A 19,967-nucleotide genomic window follows, 5' to 3' on the forward strand; every position below is an offset into this window, starting at 1 on the left:
GCTTCCGGTAAGGCTGACGATTGGCTGCAAGAGCACTGCTGATGCCGACTATGCATGCGATGCAGTTACCCGCACGACAGTGTGTTCACCGACCCCTACCTTGGGTGTGAGAGCATTGGCCCGTTGGCAGGCAGATTCATACGTATGTCGGTGCAATAGGCACCCATCTCCGGGCGCCTGATAAGCCGTAACTGCTGGAGATAGATAGACACTCGCCCCCTAGGCCCAGCGTGTCCCAGCCACATCCCACGACAGGGCTTGCTGCTCTCTCACCTGACTCCAGACGCCGCTATCCAGACGGTACGTGATCATGGTTTTGAAGAAACGATTGCTGCTGCCTTCGTACTCAATCAGCGTGACCAGCAACGGCACATCCGCCTCCCAGGCGTCTTGAATGTAATTGAGCTGGTTCTGGAGGGTGCCGACCGGCGCATAGCTGAACAGGAAACAGAACCGGGGGCGTGCCTTGAGTACCGCGTCAGAGAGTTTTTTCGGCTCATTGATTTCATTCTCGAAAGGGCTGTTCCACTCCCACTCGGCAAAGAGTACTGGTGCTTTTTGCGAATCGCGAATCACCGCGTCAGTTCGTCCACCGGATTCAAAATGAGCGTAGTAACCCATCATATCGGAGACCCGACGAACGGTCAGACCAGTATGGATATTCCAGTCAGAAGTCGACCCCATATCCCGGTAACTATTATCTAGAGGAAAGTCGCGATACCAGCAGTAAGAAAACAGCGTCGAAAAATCATTCAACAGGTCCATCTTCATCTTTAACTTCCTTCTCGCCAATGAAGCTCTGAGTTACCAGTAAATTTAAAGCTCCTCAAAAACACGTCTTACCTTGTTGATTATAGCCGTTCCATCAAACGCCGCTCTTCTATCATCCGCGAAGCACTCCGGAGCATCGTCAACCTGTAATCGCCAAGCCCACACAAAAAAACCGACGTGCTCAGTGTGGTTGGGCTGTTATGGTACTGAGATTGCCGCACCTTTAAAACTAGACGCCAATTTAATTAGATTCTGCTTTCTCAGTGCTAACTGTAGTGTACGTTCGTATTCAGATTTTTTTGAAGAAGATGCCCAAAAATTCGGTTTAGTGCAGGCTTCAGGTGCCAGCACGTCCTTGTAAACCCCCTGAAACTGGCGGACACCTGCAAACTCTAGCCCGCGTGTTCCTGGATAGATATTCGACTGCCAGTACCTGAGATTGGACCTGCCCTCCACTGTACTCCAATCCGATGGTTTACCTTCAATGAAAAGATGAAAGGCGGTGTTGTGAAATCCGGTAGGAGCGGACTTTGAATCGAATGTATCACCAAAAATTGACACATGCTGCCCTCTAAAATTGAACTCCAACATGACTTCTTTTACTCGTGCTATGTCATCACGCTCATTGATTGAAAAATTGGCATGCCTACCCATATCGCAGCCATAAATTGACTGGGTCATTAGAATCTTGACAGCACTTTCTACACTGGTCCAATGATAGAGATTACTATATTTTTCAAGCCGATCCGATGGGATTTCACACGATTCGAAATATGCCACTCGCCTTCCTTGTTTTCATAAGTTGCAATGACCGCTCAAAAGAAAACCACTGCAAACTTAGATTAAATAGAACACTGTAAACTTCGTCTACCTACAGGTCAAGGATATCATTGTGATGTCGAACAATCTTTCGCGTCCAGCTGACGTCACATCCAAATTTTGGCCCTCCGATCACTTATGCACCGTTAAATCGCTGCGCCAACTGGTGCTGAAAATGGCGATACCGTTTCGGCCATGTTGATCGACTCGCTGATAGGCACGACCAAGGATTGATCGTCGATTCAGCGACATGCGTGGCCTTGACCGCAGCCACGATTAGAAGTGAAGTGCATTGCTAGGCGGCTAACTACATAACCATGTGCCATTCGGATTTTTTTAGCTCCTGAATAGGCGCCGCCACAGACCCACGCTCCATTAGGATTTTGCTGGGCTCCAGTGTATGCCCCGCCGCATACCCAAGTACCATCGGGGTTCTTTTGTGCCCCGGTATAGGCACCGCCACAGACCCATGTTCCATTAGGATTTTGCTGGGCTCCGGTGTATGCCCCGCCGCATACCCAAGAGCCGTCGGTATCTCGTTGGGCACCCGTATAGGCGCCACCACAGGCCCATGTGCCATTAGGATCTTTCTGGGCTCCGTTATATCCAAGGGATTGCCGCATATTCACTCCATTGAGATTTGGTATGTCTACAGATATGGGGCAAGAACCAAGCCACGGCCAAAAAGAACGCGTGCACGGAGCGTACGAAGTCTTCATCACTGTGTCTAGGTCGACTTCGAGTTGTTTTCTCCAGCCGTGAAGGTCCGCTTCTGGGCGATTGCGGAGACTCGATGGATGCTCAGCTCTAAATGATCTGTGATCTCCTGCCGGGAGCGTGAGAACATGATTTTAGGTCCGACTGTCCGGTAGCGTTGTATTCTTCGATTGAGAGCATGCGAGTGCTGCTCGACAGTTCTCGTCGGCCACGGCTAATATTGGTGCCTAATTTTCAAGGATGATTACCTACGATGCACCGTACGATCAGCGTTCATGTCGATAAATCCAGTTGGCCTGGTGTCGGCAAGATCCCAAGCTTTCCGCGTGCCTTCACGGCAGGCACCGACAGTTTTAATCTGAACATCAATTCGATGTTATTAATAATTGGCTACTTGACAACACCGACTTCTGTCACAGGCGTTTCGCTTGCAGAGTTCTGGGCTTGGGTTAGGTATTTGGCAGCGATCACTCCTCATGATGCTGACCTGCGTTTGACGAGAAGCTATGCAGATCTTGATGCGCACCAGAAAACTATTCTGAGTGATGACTTCGGAATGGGGGTGCCGATAGTCTGGCTAATGAAAAATTTATCTTTGGTTGAGATTGTCGATGGGCGTTATTTTTTGCAGCGGTATGGCGCGACTCATGGCGTGCACCAACATCGTACTGCGAAGCGTGGACCAAACAAGACGCCTGATTTTGTGGCTCGAGGCCATGATGGTAAGTGGCACATTTTGGAGTGTAAAGGAACTCAATCTGGCGAGGCTTTCAGGGATCGCCAAATGGCTTCGGGCATATCCCAAAAACTTTCGATCCTGTTTCCGCCCGGATACACGGGCCAACGATTGGTCTCAGGCCTAAGCATCGGCATTGAGGGTGGGAATCCAAGTCACTTGGGCATCATTGATCCGGAACCCGAAGATCCTGTGACAATTTCCGAGAGCGAACTGGGTTATGCCAAAGACGCTGCAACCCGTGGCGTTATGGCAAAACTGCTTCGGTCAACAGGCTTTGAAACTGCGGCAGAGGCGATAGCTGCACCGTTCGGCAAACCGCAAGCCATGCCTCCTTCGAGAAAAAAAGCAGATAGGGAACGCGTCGATTTCCTTGCAAATAGAGACCGCCGCGCAAGAGAAGAATTACGTGAGAGCACCTCCAGACACCAACTTTTCGGTGGCCGCTATCGTGGTCGCGAGGTAACTTTCCAGTTACCGAGACCGATATATGATCACGAGACTGCAATTTCAAAAGTCACCGTAAGACAAGGTATCAATATGGATGCACTCGATTCACTCCGAGAGCAACCGACCATCGAGACGCTGGTTGAGCCATCCAGTAACAATTGGATTGGCATGATGGGAACAAACGTCATTCATGATGACGAGAAGAGCGCGACCTTAAAAATTGGAAATATCTTTACTTCTGAGTTAATCCTTGAATGACCAATACAAATTAATTTGACCAGCCAGTGGATGGCCTTCACTGCCTGTTAAGGAAGGCAGCTTTCGACCCGAAGCTGCCTCTCGCGAATGGCAGCAACCGACCCATAGGTATCGGTGGCGAAAGGCAACATTCGGCCGGAGCTTGGCTAGCATATTTCTATTAATTCATAACGCTTTACTGTTGAGACTAATGAATCTCAGCAAGATAAAACAAACATCCTTTGTATGAGTAGGTATATGTCGCAAGCAAAATGCCAGGACCGCCAAATAGCCAATGAAGTCATCGCTTAAATAATCTCACCCAAAGAAGAACCGCCAACTCTGCGATCATACGAGCCCAATACTTTAATGTAAAACCGACTCGCCAAATAATACTTACCTTGCCGGCCAGAGGGTTGCTCCAATAACGCATGTTTGGTTCAATTACTAAAGGCTCGTCGCTATGCTGTGTGGCCCGATATGCTAGATCTGAGAATGCCTGCTGGCTAAAGCCCATTTGCTGAGTAAGGTCGACGTTAAATCTATCAATTTTTGATGCATCATCTAAAAGTGACAAATGGTCACTATCAAAGAAGGCATCTTTGTACTCCTGAGTTACCTCAACCCAATCAGGACTTGTACTAATATGCTTGTAGATATCTACTGGCAAAACATGCCTTGGGTTTCGATTTTTTGTGGTTAATTTCACGCCAGTGCCATCATAGGCTTTAGCTGCCAACTCAGAGCAGAATGAATGTCTCCAGGTTGGGAACAAAATTCCTCTTAAACTATATTTTTGCCGACTGTAAAACTGTAAATTTTCTCTTAGCTGGCCTAGCTTACCCCCCACTAACAACTGATTATTTCGATATACCTGAAAATCTCTATTCTCATTCAAGTAAGACGCTAGCGACTGAACTTGAACGCCTGAATCCCGCATTGCATCCATAAAGCTAAACTCAGACAAAACAATCGAGACATGACTATGCCTTGCTCTCGCCTGTCTAAATATAGACTGAGCAATTAAGTTAGAGTTTTTCGCGGGACGACACATTAATATTATATCGCCTGTGATGGCTGGAGTTCTTACTTCCACTTATCAACACCCTTCAATGTTTTTTTGGCTTTCGTCGCATAACGATCTATGCAGGCAGCCCCTGCGGTTAAAAAATCAAAAGCATGTTGATTTACATGTGAATGCCCAACCGTAAATTTTGTACCCTGAGATACGGGCTAAAATACCACCCCCCGAGCGGATCCTGTACGTGAAGCATCGGCCATCCATCGGGTTTGGGCTAGTAGCTCATCAACCGCAGTATGCCTGCACGCGGCTAGCTTTGGGGATGAGTAACTAAAGGTACGCTTCTGGCCGTTAGCTGCCCTCCACAACGGGCAGCCTTGGGTCGAAAGCGGTCGGTCGCTACTTTCAATCAGACCTTCGTTTGGCACTTGAAGACCCATGCTTTGCCTAGACGACGAACTAGCAGCTGTACGGTCAGCAGGTAGTAATACCGAGTTGCCTTGCATTGCATCGCCAGGCGATGCTCAACAAACCAAGCCACATGTTTTCTCCGCCAGGCCCTAGGTGTTTCTAGCTGCCAGCGCTCTGCTATTTTGGCCTGAATGATTTTTGCCTGTCGCACATGGCGTTGCCGGGTTGCGTGCGAGCCGGTCAGAACTTACTCATGCCCGGCCAGCTATGTAGGCAGCGACCACGTCGATCCGTCCGTGCCCCAGCTCGTAGCTGATTTGTCTACGATACTCACGATCAAGGGTCTTATCTATCTCGCGACGTAGGCCACCGTTGATAGGCGCGCGGTGTTGGGTGACTTGCTCATAGCGCTCACACGCGTACGCCGCTCGTAGCTCATGAAAGCCTTTGAGGTTGTGTGCCTGCAGGATGTCCCGTGCAGGGCGGATGATTTCTTGCAGAACATTCAGGTAGCTTTCATGTGGCGCAATCAGGTTGCGGCTACCCGCAGGCGAAATCTGCCGTGCAAACTCAAGTGCACCACGAATATGATCGTCCACTGTTATCCAACGTGGCGCCGAGGCACCGGCGCGGCCGCCTTTGGTGCCATCCTGAATATTGATCTTGCCTAGGTTGTTAGCCTCACGGCTTAACCGTGGCAGGTCAGCCAAGATGGCCTCACGCAAGCGCATACCGGTGGCTCGCGCCAACAGAACAATCGCAGCGGCTCGTAGCTCATGATGCCGGCAAAGCGCATCGACGATCTGTTTAACCTGTTCGCGATCTTGTCCCTGCGGCACCGAGTGACGAACCCCGCTGCGCTGCATACCCAACGCCTTGCTCGGGCTGGGCAATTTCACGTACTGATCACCGCGAAGCGCTGCCATAGTCCTGTTAATGCTGGATAGCCGGTTTTGTGCGGTGCTGATGGCGAGGTCACCGCGCTCAACCGCACCGCGCAGATACGCCGCTTAGGCGGCCAGCACCTTTCGATCGATTTGTCGCGAGTCATTGATACCGGGTCCCTGTTCGGAGCGGCACCACTTCACGAATGCCTGCCACCGATCACAGTGTGCCTTGACCGTGCCGTAATGACCGCCGCCGAACATGTCTTTCAGCGCCTGAGGTCCTGCGTAACTCAATTGCCTGCCGTAGCCGAAATTACGACCATTGCGTCTACCCACCAATGCCATATCAGTCACCTCATCTACCGTTCTCCGATCCTCGCCCCACGTCATCCCGCCAAGAATGCTGAGTGTTATCAGGGATCAAGGCCCCTGCGACCTGTGGGGAATGTCCTCTACGCGGGACTGGCGGCTCCTTACGTCCGGGAGCAAGGGCATCTCATGATCTGGCCTCCTGAGCACCGTTACCGGTGGGCGGGTAGAGGCTGCATTGGTTGACGAGACCAGTGCCGCGGGATCGTGAGCCGGGTGAACGCAGCACTGCGATGACCGGGGCATGCCTGACTGTCAGTCAGGTGCAGTCCATTCCTTGGTCTGCGGCACCATCATCCACAGCGCTGTTGCTGGTGACATCGGCGTTTGTCACGCTGATTGTCACGAGTGGAGTTGCCGCAAAGCCAAGTGCGATGAGGGCTGCAGCAGTGGTAGAAGCGCCCGTCTCTTTCCAGGAGAAAGAGACGGGCGCATGTTGGCGCAAGCTTGGCCAAGCGGATTGGTTGCTGCAGGGCAGCGAAGTAGGAGGTGTTACCTGGCGCACGAGGGCCATGATCTGAAGTAGGCATCCATCACCGGGAAGGTGACCGGGCGAGCTGCCGGATGCGAATCGCCCTTGGGGAGAACCACCGCGAGAGCGGCGTGACCTTGAAGGCTCGGGTCACCTGGGGTGCTGTCAACGACAGCCTTTGCACTGTCTTTTCTACGCCCGCAATCCGAGAGGGTCAAGCGACTCGCCCGCAGGATTTTGTGGTTGAAAATGGCATTGGGCGTGTACGGAATCCCGTGGTTTCCAGTGGCAGATTGGGTGCTTTTAATTTTTTAGGTGAGGTCCATCCAAACAGGGCGGCTTTGCAGCCCTGTTTGGATGGACCCGTATGGAAAGCGGATCACCGAAATTTCAAAGCCGTGCGCTCACTCGACAGCGCCACGCTTTGCTCTCAGGCTGGAAACGTTTGCCCCGATCTGATTCGCGAACTCATGCGGCGAAATGTGTTCCTGCCGGTTCGCGTCAAGGTAACGACTCCACCAACTCATGATCATTCGCCGTTCCTCCAGGAACTCGGCCTTGTGGATATACGCCGCCCGAACGTTGTTGCGCTCCCTGTGGCTCATCTGCCGCTCAATAGCCGTCTCTGACCAAAGTCCGGATTCGACCAAAGCACTGCACGCCATGGACCGGAAGCCATGCCCGCAGATTTCAGTCTTGGTGTCGTAGCCCATGTTCCGCAGAGCGCTGTTGACCGTGTTTTCGGACATAGGCTTCCACGAGCGAGCGTCGCTGGTGAACACCAAATCGAAGTACCCCGTAATCGCATGAATCTGTTCGAGCAACGCCACCGCGTGCGGTGACAGAGGTACCAGATGGATGTCGCCCGCCATCTTCGTGCCTCTGGTCGAATACCGGACGCCGTCCAACGCAGGCCGCGTGTCAGGTATCTCCCATATTCCGCGCTTCAGGTCGAATTCACTCCAGCGTGCGAAGCGCAATTCGCTGGACCGGACAAACACGTGCAGCGAGAGCATGACGGTCAGCCGAGTGAGCGTGCGTCCCTTGTAGTTCTCGATGCGGTCCATCAACTCAGGCAGGCGTGACAGCGGGAGTGCAGGCCGGTGCGTAACCCGTGGCGCGCTGATGAAGCCCTCAAGGTCATATGCAGGGTTCACCGTGATCAGCCGTAGCCGCTTCGCGTCACGCATGATGCTTTGCAGGTAGTTCTGCACCCTCAAGGCCACATCGATCGTGCCGCGTTTCTTGATCTCTTCCAGCGACCGCATGAGGTCGCAGGTATCCAGATCAACGATGGCGCGTGCGCCGAGCAGCGGGAATACGTGAGTCTTCAAACGACTGAGCACGGTCCTCGAATGGCCAGGCGCCCACTTCACGGACATTTCCTTATGCCAGTCCAAGGCAACGCGTTCGAATGTGTGGCCTCTGACAACCGCTTCGGCCTTAGCCTGCTGCTTGGACGCAATCGGATCAATGCCTTCAGCCAGCATCCGCTTAGTCTCCAGACGCTTCTGCCGAGCATCTGCGAGACCGATGACGGGGTAGTTGCCAAACGAGGTCAGCCCCTCGCGCCCATCCGGCTTCACATACCGGAAGCGCCAGCCTTTGCGGCCATTGGGGTAAACGAGGAGGTAAAGACCGTCACCGTCGAAAAGCTTGTAGGGGCGGTCAATAGGCTTTGCCGAACGGCATGCGGTGTCGGTCAGGGGAGCAGTAGTACGAGCCATAAGGGTAAACCCCTTTATCGAATCGACTTTATCCCAAACGTTACCCCTAAATCGGCTGGCAGCTGTCGGAATCCGACGGAACGCCATAACGAAAAAACCCGCCAAAAGGCGGGTTTTACGGGGGTTACAGAAATTTTGGTAGCCTTCACTGGAACCTGAACTGGTGCCGGAGACAGGAATCGAACCTGCGACCTTCGCGTTACGAGTGCGCTGCTCTACCGACTGAGCTACACCGGCGTGTAGCGCAACGTACCACTGCTCACACCCGCAACGCAAACCCCTGTTTCCGCTGGTTTATTGCCCTGCCCTCAAGCCCCCTTGCACCCTTTGGGCGCCAGGTCTTCCTCGATGTCGGTCGTGCACGCCCAGCCGCTGGCCGAACGCGTCAGGGTCAGTGCTTTGCCCAGCACGTTGGCCGGCGCGTCCACCAGGGTGCAGACAATGCTGCCGCTGCCATCTGCGGCCTTGCCGCTCGCCGTGATCGCACAATGCGCCGTCGCCGGCTGGCCACCCAGGGCGGCTACATCCGCTACATCCTTGCCATCATTCAGCCGCAGATCCATCGCCGTCTTCAGGGCGCTGATCTCCAGCAACCCGGCCGCGGCCTTGGAGCGTGCCTGGTGGTTGGTGTACATCGGTAAGGCGATGGTCGCCAGAATGCCGATGATCGCGACGACGATCATCAGTTCGATCAGGGTGATACCGCGTTGCCCTTTCATGAACGTAGTTCCTTTTTGATTCGCTTACACATTGAGGTCAGTTGCGCCCCAACCGGCAGCGGCGCAGTAGGCCTGAACAGACACCTTTTGTCACCCCTGCCCGCACGGGCGTCATCTTCGCTGAACTACTCTAGTGAGCATCACGGACGCGTGCCCTTGCATGGACGCGGCAAGCTGTTTCCAGGCTTGTCGCCGGGGCTGAACAAGGACCTTTGCATGACTTCATCTTCACTTCTCTACCGCTGGCACGGCACCGACGCCAATGGCGCGCCGGTCAGCGGCCAAACACCCGGGCGCAGCCCGGCTTATGTGCGCGCCGGGCTGATTCGCCAGGGCATTACGGTGGCGAGTTTGCGGCCGGCCAGCGGGCTGGCGTTCAGCTTGCCAAAGCGGCGCGAAAAGGCTGACCCGGCGGGGTTCAGCCGGCAGTTGGCGACGTTGCTCAAGGCCGGGGTGCCGCTGCTGCAGGCGTTCGAGGTGATGGGCCGCAGTGGTTGCGATGCGGCGCAGGCGGCGCTGCTGGAAAGATTGAAACAGGATGTGGCCTCGGGCCTGGGGTTGGCGGATGCGTTGCAGCGTCACCCGGCATGGTTCGATGCGCTGTATTGCAACCTGGTACGGGTGGGCGAGCAGTCCGGTACGCTCGACCGGCAGCTGGAGCAGCTGGCCGGCATGCTGGAACAGCGTCGGGTGCTGCACAAGAAGGTGCGCAAGGCGATGATCTACCCGCTGCTGCTGTTGCTGACCGGGCTGGGGGTGTCGGCAATCTTGTTGCTGGAGGTGATTCCTAAATTCGAGAGCATGTTCTCGGGCATGGGTGCGGCGTTGCCGGCATTTACCCAATGGGTGATCAACTTGTCCACAGGGCTGAGCCGGTTTGCGCCGCTGCTGCTGGTGATGGGCTTGGTGATGGGTGTTGCCGTGCGCCAGCTTTACCGGCAGCACGCGCCAGCGCGCCTGTGGATATCTTGGCGGGTGCTGGGCTTGCCCGTGTTTGGCAAGTTGCTGGGGCAGGCCGCGCTGGCGCGGTTTGCGCGTAGCCTGGCAACGTCCTACGGCGCCGGGGTGCCGTTGCTGGATGCGCTGGGGACGGTGGCGCGGGTAACGGGTGGCGACCTGCACGAGCAGGCGGTGTTGCGGCTACGCCAAGGCATGGCCAATGGGCAAGGGCTGAACCAGGCGATGGCCGGTGAACCGTTGTTTCCCCCCTTGCTGGTGCAGTTGACGGCCATCGGTGAATCCAGCGGCACGCTGGACCAGATGCTGGAAAAAGCCGCCAGCCATTACGAGGAACAGGTCAGCCAGGCGCTGGACCAGTTGACCAGCCTGCTGGAGCCGGCCATCGTGCTGATCCTGGGCTTGCTGGTGGGTGGCCTGGTGGTGGCGATGTACCTGCCGATCTTCCAGTTGGGTAGTTTGATCTGAACATGACTTTATGGGCTTTGCTGGCTGAACAGCCAGCGTATTTCCTCACCCTTGCCACGGTGCTCGGCCTGCTGGTGGGCAGCTTTATCAACGTGCTGGTGTATCGCCTGCCGATCATGCTGGAGCGCCAATGGCAGCGTGAGGCGCAAGAGGTATTGGGGCTGCCGACCACGCAGCACGCGCGTTTCGACCTGTGCCTGCCCGCCTCCCGGTGCCCACACTGCGCACACCGGATTCGTGCGTGGGAGAACATTCCAGTCATCAGCTACCTGGCCTTGGGCGGGCGCTGTTCGTCCTGCAAAAACCGCATCAGCCTGCGTTACCCGGTAGTGGAAGTGGCCAGCGCGCTGCTGTCGCTGGTAGTGGCCTGGCGCTTTGGCGCTTCGCTAGAGGCGTTGCTGGCTCTGCCGCTGACCTGGTGCCTGCTGGCGCTGAGCCTGATCGATGCGGACCACCAGTTGCTGCCGGATGTGCTGGTGTTGCCGACCATGTGGCTAGGGCTGATCGTCAATGCCTTTGGTATCCATGTGGCCCTGGCCGACGCACTGTGGGGCGCAGTGGCCGGGTACCTCAGCCTGTGGACGGTGTACTGGGTGTTCAGGCTGGTCACCGGCAAGGAAGGCATGGGCTATGGCGATTTCAAGCTGATGGCGCTGATCGGGGCGTGGGGGGGTTGGCAGGTGCTGCCGTTGACGCTGCTGTTGTCGTCGGTGGTGGGGGCGCTGTTTGGCCTGTGCCTGCTGCGTTTTCGCCGGGATGCCATGGGCACGGCAATCCCGTTTGGCCCTTATCTGGCAATTGCGGGGTGGATTGCCGTGCTCTGGGGTGATGAAATATACGCCTCATACATGCAACTGCTTGGATACTGATGACCACTGCGGCCTTTACCCCCTGGATTCTCGGCCTGACTGGCGGCATTGGTAGCGGCAAAAGTGCCGCTGCCGAGCGCTTTGTCGAGCTTGGCGTGCACCTGGTCGATGCCGACCAGGCGGCGCGCTGGGTTGTCGAACCTGGTCGCCCGGCCCTGGCCAGCATCGTCGAGCGCTTCGGCCCGGGCGTGCTGCAGGGCGACGGCCAGCTCGATCGCGCCGCCCTGCGCCAGCTGATTTTCGCCGACCCGGCGCAACGCAAATGGCTGGAGCAACTGCTGCACCCGCTGATCGGTCAGGAGATTTTCAGCTATCTGGCCAAGGCGCAGTCGCCTTATGCGGTATATGTGTCCCCACTGCTGATCGAATCGGGCCAACACCATAAGACCCAACGTGTGCTGGTGATCGATGCGCCGCAGGACCTGCAAATAGCCCGCACCCTGGCGCGGGACAATACCAGTGCCGAACACGTGCAGGCCATTTTGCAGGCGCAGTTGGCCCGTGAGGATCGCCTGCGCCATGCCGATGATGTGGTGGTCAACGACGGCGGCCTGGCCGCGCTGCATGAGCAGATTGACCGCCTGCACCACTTTTACCTGACTTTGAAAGGAGGCCAGCCATGAGCCAGCCATTGACCGTCGATTGCCCAACTTGCGGCGCGCCTGTGGAATGGAGCGAAAAAAACGCGTTCCGACCGTTTTGTTCGGACCGTTGCAAGCTGATCGACCTGGGCGCCTGGGCGGCTGAGGAGCACAAGATTGCGGGGTCGGAAGAGTCCGAAGATGAGCTGTATTCGGGGGACCTGGAGCCGCGGCATTGAGCTGATCCACAAATACAACGCGGGCCCACAACCCACGCGGTACCTGTGGAAGCAGGCGCCGCAGTGGATGGCACGGGCTTCGCCCGTGTTCGCGGGCATGCCCGCTCCCACAGTGAGAGTGCAACCTCTAAGTGCTGTGCATTACCCCCCAAGAGGCCGGCACAGCCACCACACATTCACCGCTCATCTTCCTTCCAGGGCGCCTGCAGGTACCGCGTCCGGTTGAAGGTTTCAAGCCACTCGGGGCAAAACACCACCAGCGCACTGATCACCATGCCGTTGATGAACGCCTCGGGGAACATCATCAGCCACAGGTAGCCAACAAAGTCGCTGAGCCACTCCGGCAGGGCAAAACGCCCGTCCAGCCACAACACGCCTAGCGCTGCGGGGACGCAAATCAGCACAGTCAGCGCTGCCGGAAAAAAACCCGAACAAAAGATGTAAACGAACAGGTTGCGGGGCTGGGCACGCTCCACCAATAGCGCGCACACCTCGGTAATCAGCACCGGCAAGCCAACCAGCAACAAACCATTCACCCCCAGCGCCGCCAGGTCCTGACGCCCCAGCGCCAGCAAGCCGAGCTGGGCCATGAACCCACCCAGCACCGCCAGCGGCCAGTCCAGCAACAGGGTGACCGCCGTCATGCCAATAAAGTGGTACGACACCCCGGTATCAAAGTCGCGCCGCACCAGCCACAGCGCAAACAGGCAGAACACCGTGCCAAACAGCAAATGCTGGCGGCGCCGGTCGGTAAACAGTTCAACCCAGCGAACCCGGCTGACCGCCCAGATCAGCAACGGCACATAACCCAGCCAGCCAAGGGTAAGGGTGGTGCCGGATAACACCTGCGCGCTGATCACCTGAACAATACCCTTTGCGGCCATGTGGATAAAACCGAGTCTACACCCATTCTCCCATTCCTTCGGCTGCGGTAGGCTGACGCTTCCATTCGATGCAGGAAGCATTGGTCATGCTGGAAGGAACCAACCCCGCCCTGCTACTGGCAGCGGCACTCAACGCCATCATCGGCGTAATTCACCTGGCCATCATCTCCGTGGGGCCGCGTTGGTACCGTTTGTTCGGGGCCGGTGAGCGCATGGCGGGGGCCGCCGAGAAGGGCCGCTGCTACCCGGCGCTGATCACCGCCGCCATCGCCTGCGTGTTGCTGGCCTGGTCGGCCTATGCGCTGTCGGCTGCCGGGGCGATCGGGCGGCTGCCCTTGCTGCTGCCAGTCATTTGCCTGATCACCCTGGTGTATTTGCTACGCGGTCTGCTGGGGCCAGTATTGCTGGCGGGCACCGGGCGTTCGCAGCGTTTTATCGTGGTCAGTTCGCTGATCTGCCTGGGCTTTGGCGTGGTGCATCTGGTCGGGCTGGTGCAGCAGTGGTCAATGCTGGGCTGATTCTCACGCTTAAACAGCATCTTACCGTCATCGATTAGCGGCTAAGCTTGTCTGCATGGATGACTCAGACTACCTGCGCCTGCTTACCATCCAGGCCGAACAAGCCAATGCCTTTCTCTCCAACGCCCGTAAGTGGGAGCGGGAGCGATGGGTGTGCCAGCGCCTGTTGCAGGGGCTGAACATTCCCTACCGCAGCGAGGACTTCACCCCGGCGGGGCAGGAGCCGCCAGACGTGCTGTTCCGCGACGCCGCCTTCGAGGTGTTTTTTGTGCTCGACGAGGGCCGCCGGCTGAACGATGAATGGCGCGAGGAGCTGCAGCGGCGACGCAGTGCGTTTTCCCTGGCGCAGCTGGTACGCCGCGAAGCACGCCCACGGCGCATCAGTGCCACCGAACTGCTGGGGCGCCTGGCGCCCACCTTGCGCAAGAAGGCGCACAATTACCGGGAACGCGGGCTGGAGCTGAACGAGCTGGACATCATCGCGTTCTCCAGCCTCAAGCGCGAAGTGCTCGACCTCAACACCCACTTCCCGCCGCCTACCGAATACCTGCGCCAGGGCTGGCGCTCGCTGTCGCTGGTCGGGCCAACCTTTGCCCGGGTACTGTTTGCCCACCCCGATGCGCCGGATTTCCTGCGCGGCAACCTGGGCCGCAGCATCGTCTTCGACGTAGGCATCAGTCTTTGATCCAGTGCAGCGACTGTTTGCGATGGCGTACACTCGGCGCCAGGGATAGAAAGCATTATCATTTGTTTCAAGCGCCTGCGCGAACGCTGTAGCGTTTGCACAGTCACAAACGTCTACCTGACGAGGCCCACCATGACCAGCCGCCTGAACCCGGAAGATCAGCGTCGTGTCGATGAGTATCTGCGAGCCCCCCAGCACCAAGTCGAGCGCAGGCCCTTCCGGCCGTGGCTGCTCCTTGTGCTGGTGCTGGCCGTGACCATCGGGTTGGGTCTCATCAGCCGCCTGCTGAGTGGACTGGTGCTATGAGCTGCTTAGCGCTCGCCCTCCCCTCGTGCAGTTTGCGGCCGGCCCCCAGGGCCACGAATTCCGTAAACCTTATGAGATATTCCCATGACTCATCGCATCGTGATTGTCGGCGGCGGCGCTGGCGGCCTGGAACTGGCGACCCGCCTGGGTAAAAGCCTGGGCAAGCGCAAGCAGGCCGAAATCACCCTGGTCGACACCAACCTCACGCACATCTGGAAGCCACTGCTGCACGAAGTGGCCGCCGGCTCGCTGAACTCCTCGGAAGACGAACTGAACTACGTGGCTCAGGCCAAGTGGAACCACTTCAATTTCCAGCTGGGGCGCATGAGCGGCCTGGACCGTGAAGGCAAGCAGATTCAACTGGCTGCCACCCTCGACGAAGAGGGCCGCGAGCTGCTGCCTGCGCGCACCCTGGGCTACGACACCCTGGTGATCGCCGTGGGCTCCAACACCAACGACTTCGGCACCCTGGGCGCAGCGCAGCACTGCCTGTTCCTGGATACCCGTAAGCAGGCCGAGCGTTTCCACCAGCAACTGCTGAACCACTACCTGCGTGCCCACGCCGGCGACGTGGCCAGCGAAAAAATCAGCGTAGCCATTGTCGGCGCCGGTGCCACCGGTGTAGAGCTGGCGGCCGAGCTGCACCACGCTGCCCACGAGCTGGCGGCCTATGGCCTGGACCGCATCCAGCCCAAGGACATGCACATCACCCTTATCGAGGCGGGCCCGCGTGTTCTGCCGGCGCTGCCGGAGCGCATCAGCATACCGGTTCACAAGACCCTGGAAAAACTCGGGGTGAAGGTGATGACCAACGCCGCGGTCAGTGAAGTGACCGAGGACGGCCTGAAAACCAAGGACGGTGAAGTGATCCAGGCCAGCCTGAAAGTGTGGGCAGCCGGTATCCGCGCGCCAGGTTTCCTCAAGGACATCGATGGCCTGGAAACCAACCGCATCAACCAGTTGGTCGTGCGCCCTACCCTGCAAACCACCCGCGACGACAACATCTTCGCCTTCGGTGACTGCGCCGCCTGCCCGCAACCTGGCAGCGACCGTAACGTGCCGCCGCGCGCACAGGCGGCGCACCAGCAGGCTTCGATGCTGGCGCAAAGCCTGAAGGCGCGTCTGGAGAACAAGACCCTGCCGACTTACGAGTACAAGGACTATGGCTCGCTGGTGTCGCTGTCGCGCTTCTCCGCGGTGGGCAACCTGATGGGTAACCTGATGGGCAGTGTGAAGCTGGAAGGCTGGCTGGCGCGGATGTTCTACGTGTCGCTGTACCGCATGCACCAGATGGCGCTGTACGGGTTCTTCCGCACGGCGTTGATGATGCTGGGCAGCAAGATTGGCCGGGGTACCGAGCCGCGCCTGAAGCTGCACTAACAGGCGCCCGCATGCCCTGTATGGCGCGGGTTTACCTGTGAATGCGATGGTGGCTGCACTGCCGCATTCGCGGGTGAACCCGCTCCTACAAAGGGGCGGTGTGGCAAAAGGGTGGGATTTGCACCGAAGGGCGCATTTTTCGGGGAAAAAGAAAAAGGGCATCTCATGCGAGATGCCCTTTGTTCATGGTGGGTCGTGTAGGATTCGAACCTACGACCAATTGGTTAAAAGCCAACTGCTCTACCAACTGAGCTAACGACCCAAAAATGGTCGGGGTGAGGGGATTCGAACTCCTGACATCCTGCTCCCAAAGCAGGCGCGCTACCGGACTGCGCTACACCCCGAGTGTTTCAAAAAAAAGGGCATCTCTTTGGAGATGCCCTTTTCTACATGGTGGGTCGTGTAGGATTCGAACCTACGACCAATTGGTTAAAAGCCAACTGCTCTACCAACTGAGCTAACGACCCGGAAATGGTCGGGGTGAGGGGATTCGAACTCCTGACATCCTGCTCCCAAAGCAGGCGCGCTACCGGACTGCGCTACACCCCGAGATTGGCTCCGCGACCTGGACTCGAACCAGGGACCCAATGATTAACAGTCATTTGCTCTACCGACTGAGCTATCGCGGAACTGAACTTCGGTACAACTCCGAAGACTGTGTTCGCTTCGGACTCTTTAGCTTCTTCGCTTTTGCGTTGTCGCTGCTGAGGCCGGCTATTCTACATTCTTCGTTTTGCTTGTCAACCACTTTTTTTCATTCAACTTACTGATTTGTAAGTTGTTTTGCGATCACTGATGTTGCTGGTGATTCGCTTAGTGCCTGACAACGCGGCGTATATTAGGGGCACTCTAAATTTGATGCAAGCAAAAATTTCAAAAATTTCAGGCGGTTACCCCGGATTGGCGCAAAGGCCCGAAATAGCTGGGCTGGGCCGGCATTTGTAACAGGCAAAAAAAGCCCCGCAAACGCGGGGCTCATGGTGCAACACAATCAGCCGAAGACGATTTCGTCGCCTTCCACCTTGGCGGTGATCGCCGTACCGGGCAGGAACTTGCCGGCCAGAATCAGCTGCGCCAGCGGGTTCTCGATCCAGCGCTGGATCGCCCGCTTCAGCGGCCGCGCGCCGTACACCGGGTCGTAACCCACGGCAATCAGCTTGTCCAACGCCTCTGGGCTCAGGCTCAGCGACAGTTCGCGCTCCAGCAGGCGGCTGCGCAGGCGGCCGAGCTGGATTTCGGTAATACCGGCAATCTGCTCGCGACCCAAAGGCTCGAACACCACCACTTCGTCGATGCGGTTGATGAACTCCGGACGGAAGTGCGCCCCCACCGCATCCATCACTGCCGCACGCTGTGCCTCGCGGTCACCCACCAGTTCCTGAATCTGCGCAGAGCCCAGGTTGGAGGTCATCACGATCACGGTGTTGCGGAAGTCCACGGTGCGCCCGTGGCTGTCGGTCAGGCGGCCGTCTTCCAGCACCTGCAACAGCACGTTGAACACATCCGGGTGGGCTTTTTCCACCTCGTCCAGCAGCACCACCGAGTAAGGCTTGCGCCGCACGGCCTCGGTCAGGTAACCGCCCTCTTCATACCCGACATAGCCTGGCGGTGCACCGATCAGGCGCGCTACGGAGTGCTTCTCCATGAATTCGGACATGTCGATGCGCACCATCGCCTCTTCGGTGTCGAACAGGAACTCGGCCAGCGCCTTGCACAGTTCGGTCTTGCCCACACCGGTCGGGCCGAGGAACAGGAACGAACCACTTGGCCGGTTCGGGTCGGACAGCCCCGCACGCGAGCGGCGCACGGCGTTGGCTACGGCGGTTACCGCCTCGCCCTGGCCAATCACGCGCTGGTGCAGCAGCTCTTCCATTTTCAGCAGCTTCTCACGCTCGCCTTCGAGCATCTTGGCCACAGGAATGCCGGTCCACTTCGACACCACTTCGGCAATTTCTTCCTCGGTGACCTTGTTGCGCAGCAACTGGTTGTCGGACTTGCCGTGCTGGTCGACCATCTGCAGGCTGCGCTCCAGGTCCGGGATCACCCCGTACTGCAGTTCGGCCATGCGGTTCAGGTCGCCTTTGCGACGGGCGGCTTCCAGTTCCTGGCGAGACTGCTCGATCTTTTGCTGGATCTGCGCCGAGCCCTGCACTTCAGCTTTCTCCGAAGCCCAGATTTCTTCCAGGTCGGAATACTCACGCTCAAGCCGCTCGATTTCCTCGGTCAGCTTCTCCAGGCGCTTTTTCGCCGCTTCGTCTTCCTCTTTCTTCAGCGCCTGCGACTCCACCTTCAGCTGGATCAGGCGGCGATCAAGGCGGTCGAGCACTTCCGGTTTGGAGTCAATCTCCATGCGGATGCGGCTGGCCGCTTCGTCGATCAGGTCAATGGCCTTGTCCGGCAGTTGGCGGTCGGTGATGTAGCGGTGGCTGAGCTTGGCCGCAGCGATGATTGCACCGTCGGTAATGGCCACCTTGTGGTGTACTTCATAGCGCTCTTTCAGGCCACGCAGGATGGCGATGGTGTCTTCCTCGCTCGGCTCCTCGACCAGCACCTTCTGGAATCGGCGCTCCAGGGCGGCGTCTTTCTCGATGAACTGGCGGTACTCGTTCAGCGTGGTGGCGCCAACGCAATGCAGCTCGCCGCGGGCCAGGGCCGGTTTGAGCATGTTGCCGGCGTCCATGGCGCCCTCGCCCTTGCCGGCGCCGACCATGGTGTGCAGTTCGTCGATGAACAGGATGATCTGGCCTTCTTGCTTGGAAAGCTCGTTCAGCAGGCTTTTCAAGCGCTCTTCGAACTCACCGCGGTACTTGGCACCGGCAATCAGCGCGCCCATGTCCAGCGCCAGCAGGCGCTTGCCTTTGAGGCCGTCAGGCACTTCACCATTGATGATGCGCTGGGCCAGGCCTTCGGCAATGGCGGTTTTACCCACGCCAGGCTCACCGATCAGCACCGGGTTGTTCTTGGTACGGCGTTGCAGCACCTGTACGGTACGGCGGATTTCATCGTCACGGCCAATGACCGGGTCCAGCTTGCCCTCTTCGGCACGCTTGGTCAGGTCGACGGTGTATTTGTCCAGCGCCTGGCGCGATTCCTCAGCGTTGGCGTCATTCACTGCCGCGCCGCCACGCAGGTTGTTGATGGCATTTTCCAGCGCTTTCTTGCTCACGCCCTGGCTCAGCAGCAGCTTGCCGAGCTTGCTGTTTTCGTCCATGGCGGCCAACAGCACCAGCTCGCTGGAAATGAACTGGTCACCCTTCTGCTGTGCCAGACGGTCTGCCTGGTTAAGCAGGCGCGCCAAGTCCTGCGACATGTTCACGTCGCCGGTAGGGTTCTGTATTTTTGGTAGTTGGTCGAGCTCTTTCACCAGCCCCTGGCGCAGGCCATTGATGTCGAAGCCTACCTGCATCAGCAGCGGCTTGATGGAACCGCCCTGCTGTTCGAGCAGCGCCTGTAACAGGTGCACGGGCTCGATGGCAGGGTGGTCCATGCCAACGGCCAAAGACTGGGCATCGGATATTGCAAGTTGCAGCTTGCTGGTTAAACGGTCTATTCGCATGGTGTACCTTCCTTTAAAGGGCAGGTCGGAGCGATGGACAGCGCCTGTTTATAAAGAAACCTGCCTGAGATGACTTTATAGATAAGGCTGATTCTGGAAGATTCAAGCTTAGCGGGGTTGACCGAAGTCAACCTGTTGGATTAATGGGGGGCCATTCGCTGGCATGCTCGCCCCCACAGGTACACCAC

General features: G+C 57.5%; 17 protein-coding genes, 6 tRNA genes and 1 pseudogene. 9 read left to right on the forward strand and 15 right to left on the reverse strand.

The genetic code is table 11. The features are described 5' to 3' along the window. Positions 1 to 219 precede the first annotated feature (219 nt). Both ACF8EA_RS17465 and ACF8EA_RS17470 read right to left on the reverse strand, forming a co-directional pair. Positions 220 to 771 (reverse strand): hypothetical protein, encoded by a 552-nt coding sequence (locus ACF8EA_RS17465; protein ID WP_392522759.1) that lies wholly within the window; start codon positions 769 to 771, stop codon positions 220 to 222. Positions 772 to 969: 198 nt separating this feature from the next. Beyond that, positions 970 to 1,551 carry a hypothetical protein gene (locus tag ACF8EA_RS17470; protein ID WP_392522760.1) on the reverse strand — a complete coding sequence of 194 codons (582 nt, stop codon included), beginning with the start codon at positions 1,549 to 1,551 and terminating at the stop codon, positions 970 to 972. 1,129 nt (positions 1,552 to 2,680) lie between these two features. Here ACF8EA_RS17470 and ACF8EA_RS17475 point away from each other — a divergent pair. Next, positions 2,681 to 3,751, forward strand: a complete 1,071-nt coding sequence (locus ACF8EA_RS17475; protein WP_392522792.1) for a hypothetical protein — start codon at positions 2,681 to 2,683, stop codon at positions 3,749 to 3,751. A 280-nt stretch (positions 3,752 to 4,031) separates the two neighbouring features. On the opposite strand, the gene ACF8EA_RS17480 is transcribed toward ACF8EA_RS17475, so the two are convergent. The 6 genes and pseudogenes from ACF8EA_RS17480 to ACF8EA_RS17505 all read right to left on the reverse strand — a co-directional run bounded on the left by ACF8EA_RS17480 (position 4,032) and on the right by ACF8EA_RS17505 (position 9,336). After that, a complete protein-coding gene (locus ACF8EA_RS17480) occupies positions 4,032 to 4,826 on the reverse strand; it encodes a hypothetical protein (protein WP_392522761.1) in 795 nt (264 codons plus the stop codon). A 334-nt stretch (positions 4,827 to 5,160) separates the two neighbouring features. After that, positions 5,161 to 5,406 carry a hypothetical protein gene (locus tag ACF8EA_RS17485; protein ID WP_392522794.1) on the reverse strand — a complete coding sequence of 82 codons (246 nt, stop codon included), beginning with the start codon at positions 5,404 to 5,406 and terminating at the stop codon, positions 5,161 to 5,163. A 7-nt stretch (positions 5,407 to 5,413) separates the two neighbouring features. Then, positions 5,414 to 6,394, reverse strand: a pseudogene (locus ACF8EA_RS17490) (integrase domain-containing protein). A 900-nt stretch (positions 6,395 to 7,294) separates the two neighbouring features. Then, a complete protein-coding gene (locus ACF8EA_RS17495; protein WP_392522763.1) occupies positions 7,295 to 8,617 on the reverse strand; it encodes a tyrosine-type recombinase/integrase in 1,323 nt (440 codons plus the stop codon). A gap of 161 nt (positions 8,618 to 8,778) precedes the next feature. Then, positions 8,779 to 8,854: transfer RNA gene (locus ACF8EA_RS17500), tRNA-Thr, on the reverse strand. A 71-nt stretch (positions 8,855 to 8,925) separates the two neighbouring features. Beyond that, positions 8,926 to 9,336 (reverse strand): pilin, encoded by a 411-nt coding sequence (locus ACF8EA_RS17505; protein ID WP_176685551.1) that lies wholly within the window; start codon positions 9,334 to 9,336, stop codon positions 8,926 to 8,928. 216 nt (positions 9,337 to 9,552) lie between these two features. Between ACF8EA_RS17505 and ACF8EA_RS17510 the strand changes: the two genes are divergently transcribed. The 4 genes from ACF8EA_RS17510 to yacG are packed head-to-tail and all read left to right on the forward strand — an operon-like array spanning position 9,553 to position 12,450. After that, positions 9,553 to 10,761: a type II secretion system F family protein gene (locus tag ACF8EA_RS17510; protein WP_325950090.1), complete on the forward strand. Its 1,209-nt coding sequence runs from the start codon at positions 9,553 to 9,555 to the stop codon at positions 10,759 to 10,761. Positions 10,762 to 10,763: 2 nt separating this feature from the next. Beyond that, positions 10,764 to 11,630, forward strand: a complete 867-nt coding sequence (locus tag ACF8EA_RS17515) for a prepilin peptidase (RefSeq protein ID WP_392522765.1) — start codon at positions 10,764 to 10,766, stop codon at positions 11,628 to 11,630. Continuing rightward, positions 11,630 to 12,253: a dephospho-CoA kinase gene (gene coaE, locus ACF8EA_RS17520; RefSeq protein ID WP_004575721.1), complete on the forward strand. Its 624-nt coding sequence runs from the start codon at positions 11,630 to 11,632 to the stop codon at positions 12,251 to 12,253. The genes ACF8EA_RS17515 and coaE overlap by 1 nt, the downstream gene beginning before the upstream one ends. Then, positions 12,250 to 12,450, forward strand: coding sequence for a DNA gyrase inhibitor YacG (gene yacG / locus ACF8EA_RS17525; protein ID WP_010951889.1), 201 nt, complete (start codon positions 12,250 to 12,252; stop codon positions 12,448 to 12,450). Before coaE ends, yacG begins: the two co-directional genes overlap by 4 nt. Positions 12,451 to 12,626: 176 nt before the next feature. Here yacG and ACF8EA_RS17530 read toward each other — a convergent pair whose 3' ends face one another. Continuing rightward, positions 12,627 to 13,334 (reverse strand): energy-coupling factor ABC transporter permease, encoded by a 708-nt coding sequence (locus tag ACF8EA_RS17530; protein ID WP_020190540.1) that lies wholly within the window; start codon positions 13,332 to 13,334, stop codon positions 12,627 to 12,629. 86 nt (positions 13,335 to 13,420) lie between these two features. On the opposite strand from ACF8EA_RS17530, the gene ACF8EA_RS17535 reads away from it, so the two are divergent. The 4 genes from ACF8EA_RS17535 (at position 13,421) to ACF8EA_RS17550 (ending at position 16,223) form a co-directional block, all read left to right on the forward strand. Next, positions 13,421 to 13,852, forward strand: a complete 432-nt coding sequence (locus ACF8EA_RS17535; RefSeq protein WP_392522767.1) for a hypothetical protein — start codon at positions 13,421 to 13,423, stop codon at positions 13,850 to 13,852. Positions 13,853 to 13,907: 55 nt separating this feature from the next. After that, the gene (locus tag ACF8EA_RS17540; protein ID WP_003247546.1) at positions 13,908 to 14,537 is read left to right on the forward strand and encodes a DUF1780 domain-containing protein; all 630 of its coding nucleotides are present in this window, start codon (positions 13,908 to 13,910) and stop codon (positions 14,535 to 14,537) included. A 132-nt stretch (positions 14,538 to 14,669) separates the two neighbouring features. After that, a complete protein-coding gene (locus ACF8EA_RS17545) occupies positions 14,670 to 14,843 on the forward strand; it encodes a DUF3094 domain-containing protein (RefSeq protein ID WP_008091951.1) in 174 nt (57 codons plus the stop codon). A gap of 84 nt (positions 14,844 to 14,927) precedes the next feature. After that, entirely contained in the window at positions 14,928 to 16,223 is a 1,296-nt protein-coding gene (locus tag ACF8EA_RS17550) for an NAD(P)/FAD-dependent oxidoreductase (RefSeq protein WP_021784191.1), read from the forward strand. 186 nt (positions 16,224 to 16,409) lie between these two features. Here ACF8EA_RS17550 and ACF8EA_RS17555 read toward each other — a convergent pair. The 6 genes from ACF8EA_RS17555 to clpB all read right to left on the reverse strand — a co-directional run bounded on the left by ACF8EA_RS17555 (position 16,410) and on the right by clpB (position 19,779). After that, a tRNA-Lys gene (locus ACF8EA_RS17555) sits at positions 16,410 to 16,485 on the reverse strand. A gap of 5 nt (positions 16,486 to 16,490) precedes the next feature. Then, positions 16,491 to 16,567 (reverse strand) — tRNA-Pro (locus ACF8EA_RS17560). A gap of 47 nt (positions 16,568 to 16,614) precedes the next feature. Further along, positions 16,615 to 16,690, reverse strand: a tRNA-Lys gene (locus tag ACF8EA_RS17565). Positions 16,691 to 16,695: 5 nt separating this feature from the next. Then, positions 16,696 to 16,772, reverse strand: a tRNA-Pro gene (locus ACF8EA_RS17570). Positions 16,773 to 16,776: 4 nt separating this feature from the next. After that, a tRNA-Asn gene (locus ACF8EA_RS17575) sits at positions 16,777 to 16,852 on the reverse strand. Positions 16,853 to 17,214: 362 nt separating this feature from the next. Beyond that, a complete protein-coding gene (gene clpB / locus ACF8EA_RS17580) occupies positions 17,215 to 19,779 on the reverse strand; it encodes an ATP-dependent chaperone ClpB (RefSeq protein ID WP_392522769.1) in 2,565 nt (854 codons plus the stop codon). Positions 19,780 to 19,967: the final 188 nt, after the last annotated feature.

It is taken from the genome of Pseudomonas sp. YQ_5, from assembly GCF_043103305.1.
In the GTDB taxonomy this organism is placed as follows: Bacteria; Pseudomonadota; Gammaproteobacteria; order Pseudomonadales; family Pseudomonadaceae; genus Aquipseudomonas; species Aquipseudomonas putida_Y.

Coding starts and splice junctions, on each gene's coding strand:
- ACF8EA_RS17465 (WP_392522759.1), bottom strand. CDS start 771: ATGAAGATGGACCTGTTGAATGATTTTTCGACGCTGTTTTCTTACTGC.
- ACF8EA_RS17475 (WP_392522792.1), top strand. CDS start 2,681: ATGTTATTAATAATTGGCTACTTGACAACACCGACTTCTGTCACAGGC.
- ACF8EA_RS17495 (WP_392522763.1), bottom strand. CDS start 8,617: ATGGCTCGTACTACTGCTCCCCTGACCGACACCGCATGCCGTTCGGCA.
- ACF8EA_RS17505 (WP_176685551.1), bottom strand. CDS start 9,336: ATGAAAGGGCAACGCGGTATCACCCTGATCGAACTGATGATCGTCGTC.
- ACF8EA_RS17510 (WP_325950090.1), top strand. CDS start 9,553: ATGACTTCATCTTCACTTCTCTACCGCTGGCACGGCACCGACGCCAAT.
- ACF8EA_RS17515 (WP_392522765.1), top strand. CDS start 10,764: ATGACTTTATGGGCTTTGCTGGCTGAACAGCCAGCGTATTTCCTCACC.
- coaE (WP_004575721.1), top strand. CDS start 11,630: ATGACCACTGCGGCCTTTACCCCCTGGATTCTCGGCCTGACTGGCGGC.
- yacG (WP_010951889.1), top strand. CDS start 12,250: ATGAGCCAGCCATTGACCGTCGATTGCCCAACTTGCGGCGCGCCTGTG.
- ACF8EA_RS17530 (WP_020190540.1), bottom strand. CDS start 13,334: ATGGCCGCAAAGGGTATTGTTCAGGTGATCAGCGCGCAGGTGTTATCC.
- ACF8EA_RS17535 (WP_392522767.1), top strand. CDS start 13,421: ATGCTGGAAGGAACCAACCCCGCCCTGCTACTGGCAGCGGCACTCAAC.
- ACF8EA_RS17540 (WP_003247546.1), top strand. CDS start 13,908: ATGGATGACTCAGACTACCTGCGCCTGCTTACCATCCAGGCCGAACAA.
- ACF8EA_RS17545 (WP_008091951.1), top strand. CDS start 14,670: ATGACCAGCCGCCTGAACCCGGAAGATCAGCGTCGTGTCGATGAGTAT.
- ACF8EA_RS17550 (WP_021784191.1), top strand. CDS start 14,928: ATGACTCATCGCATCGTGATTGTCGGCGGCGGCGCTGGCGGCCTGGAA.
- clpB (WP_392522769.1), bottom strand. CDS start 19,779: ATGCGAATAGACCGTTTAACCAGCAAGCTGCAACTTGCAATATCCGAT.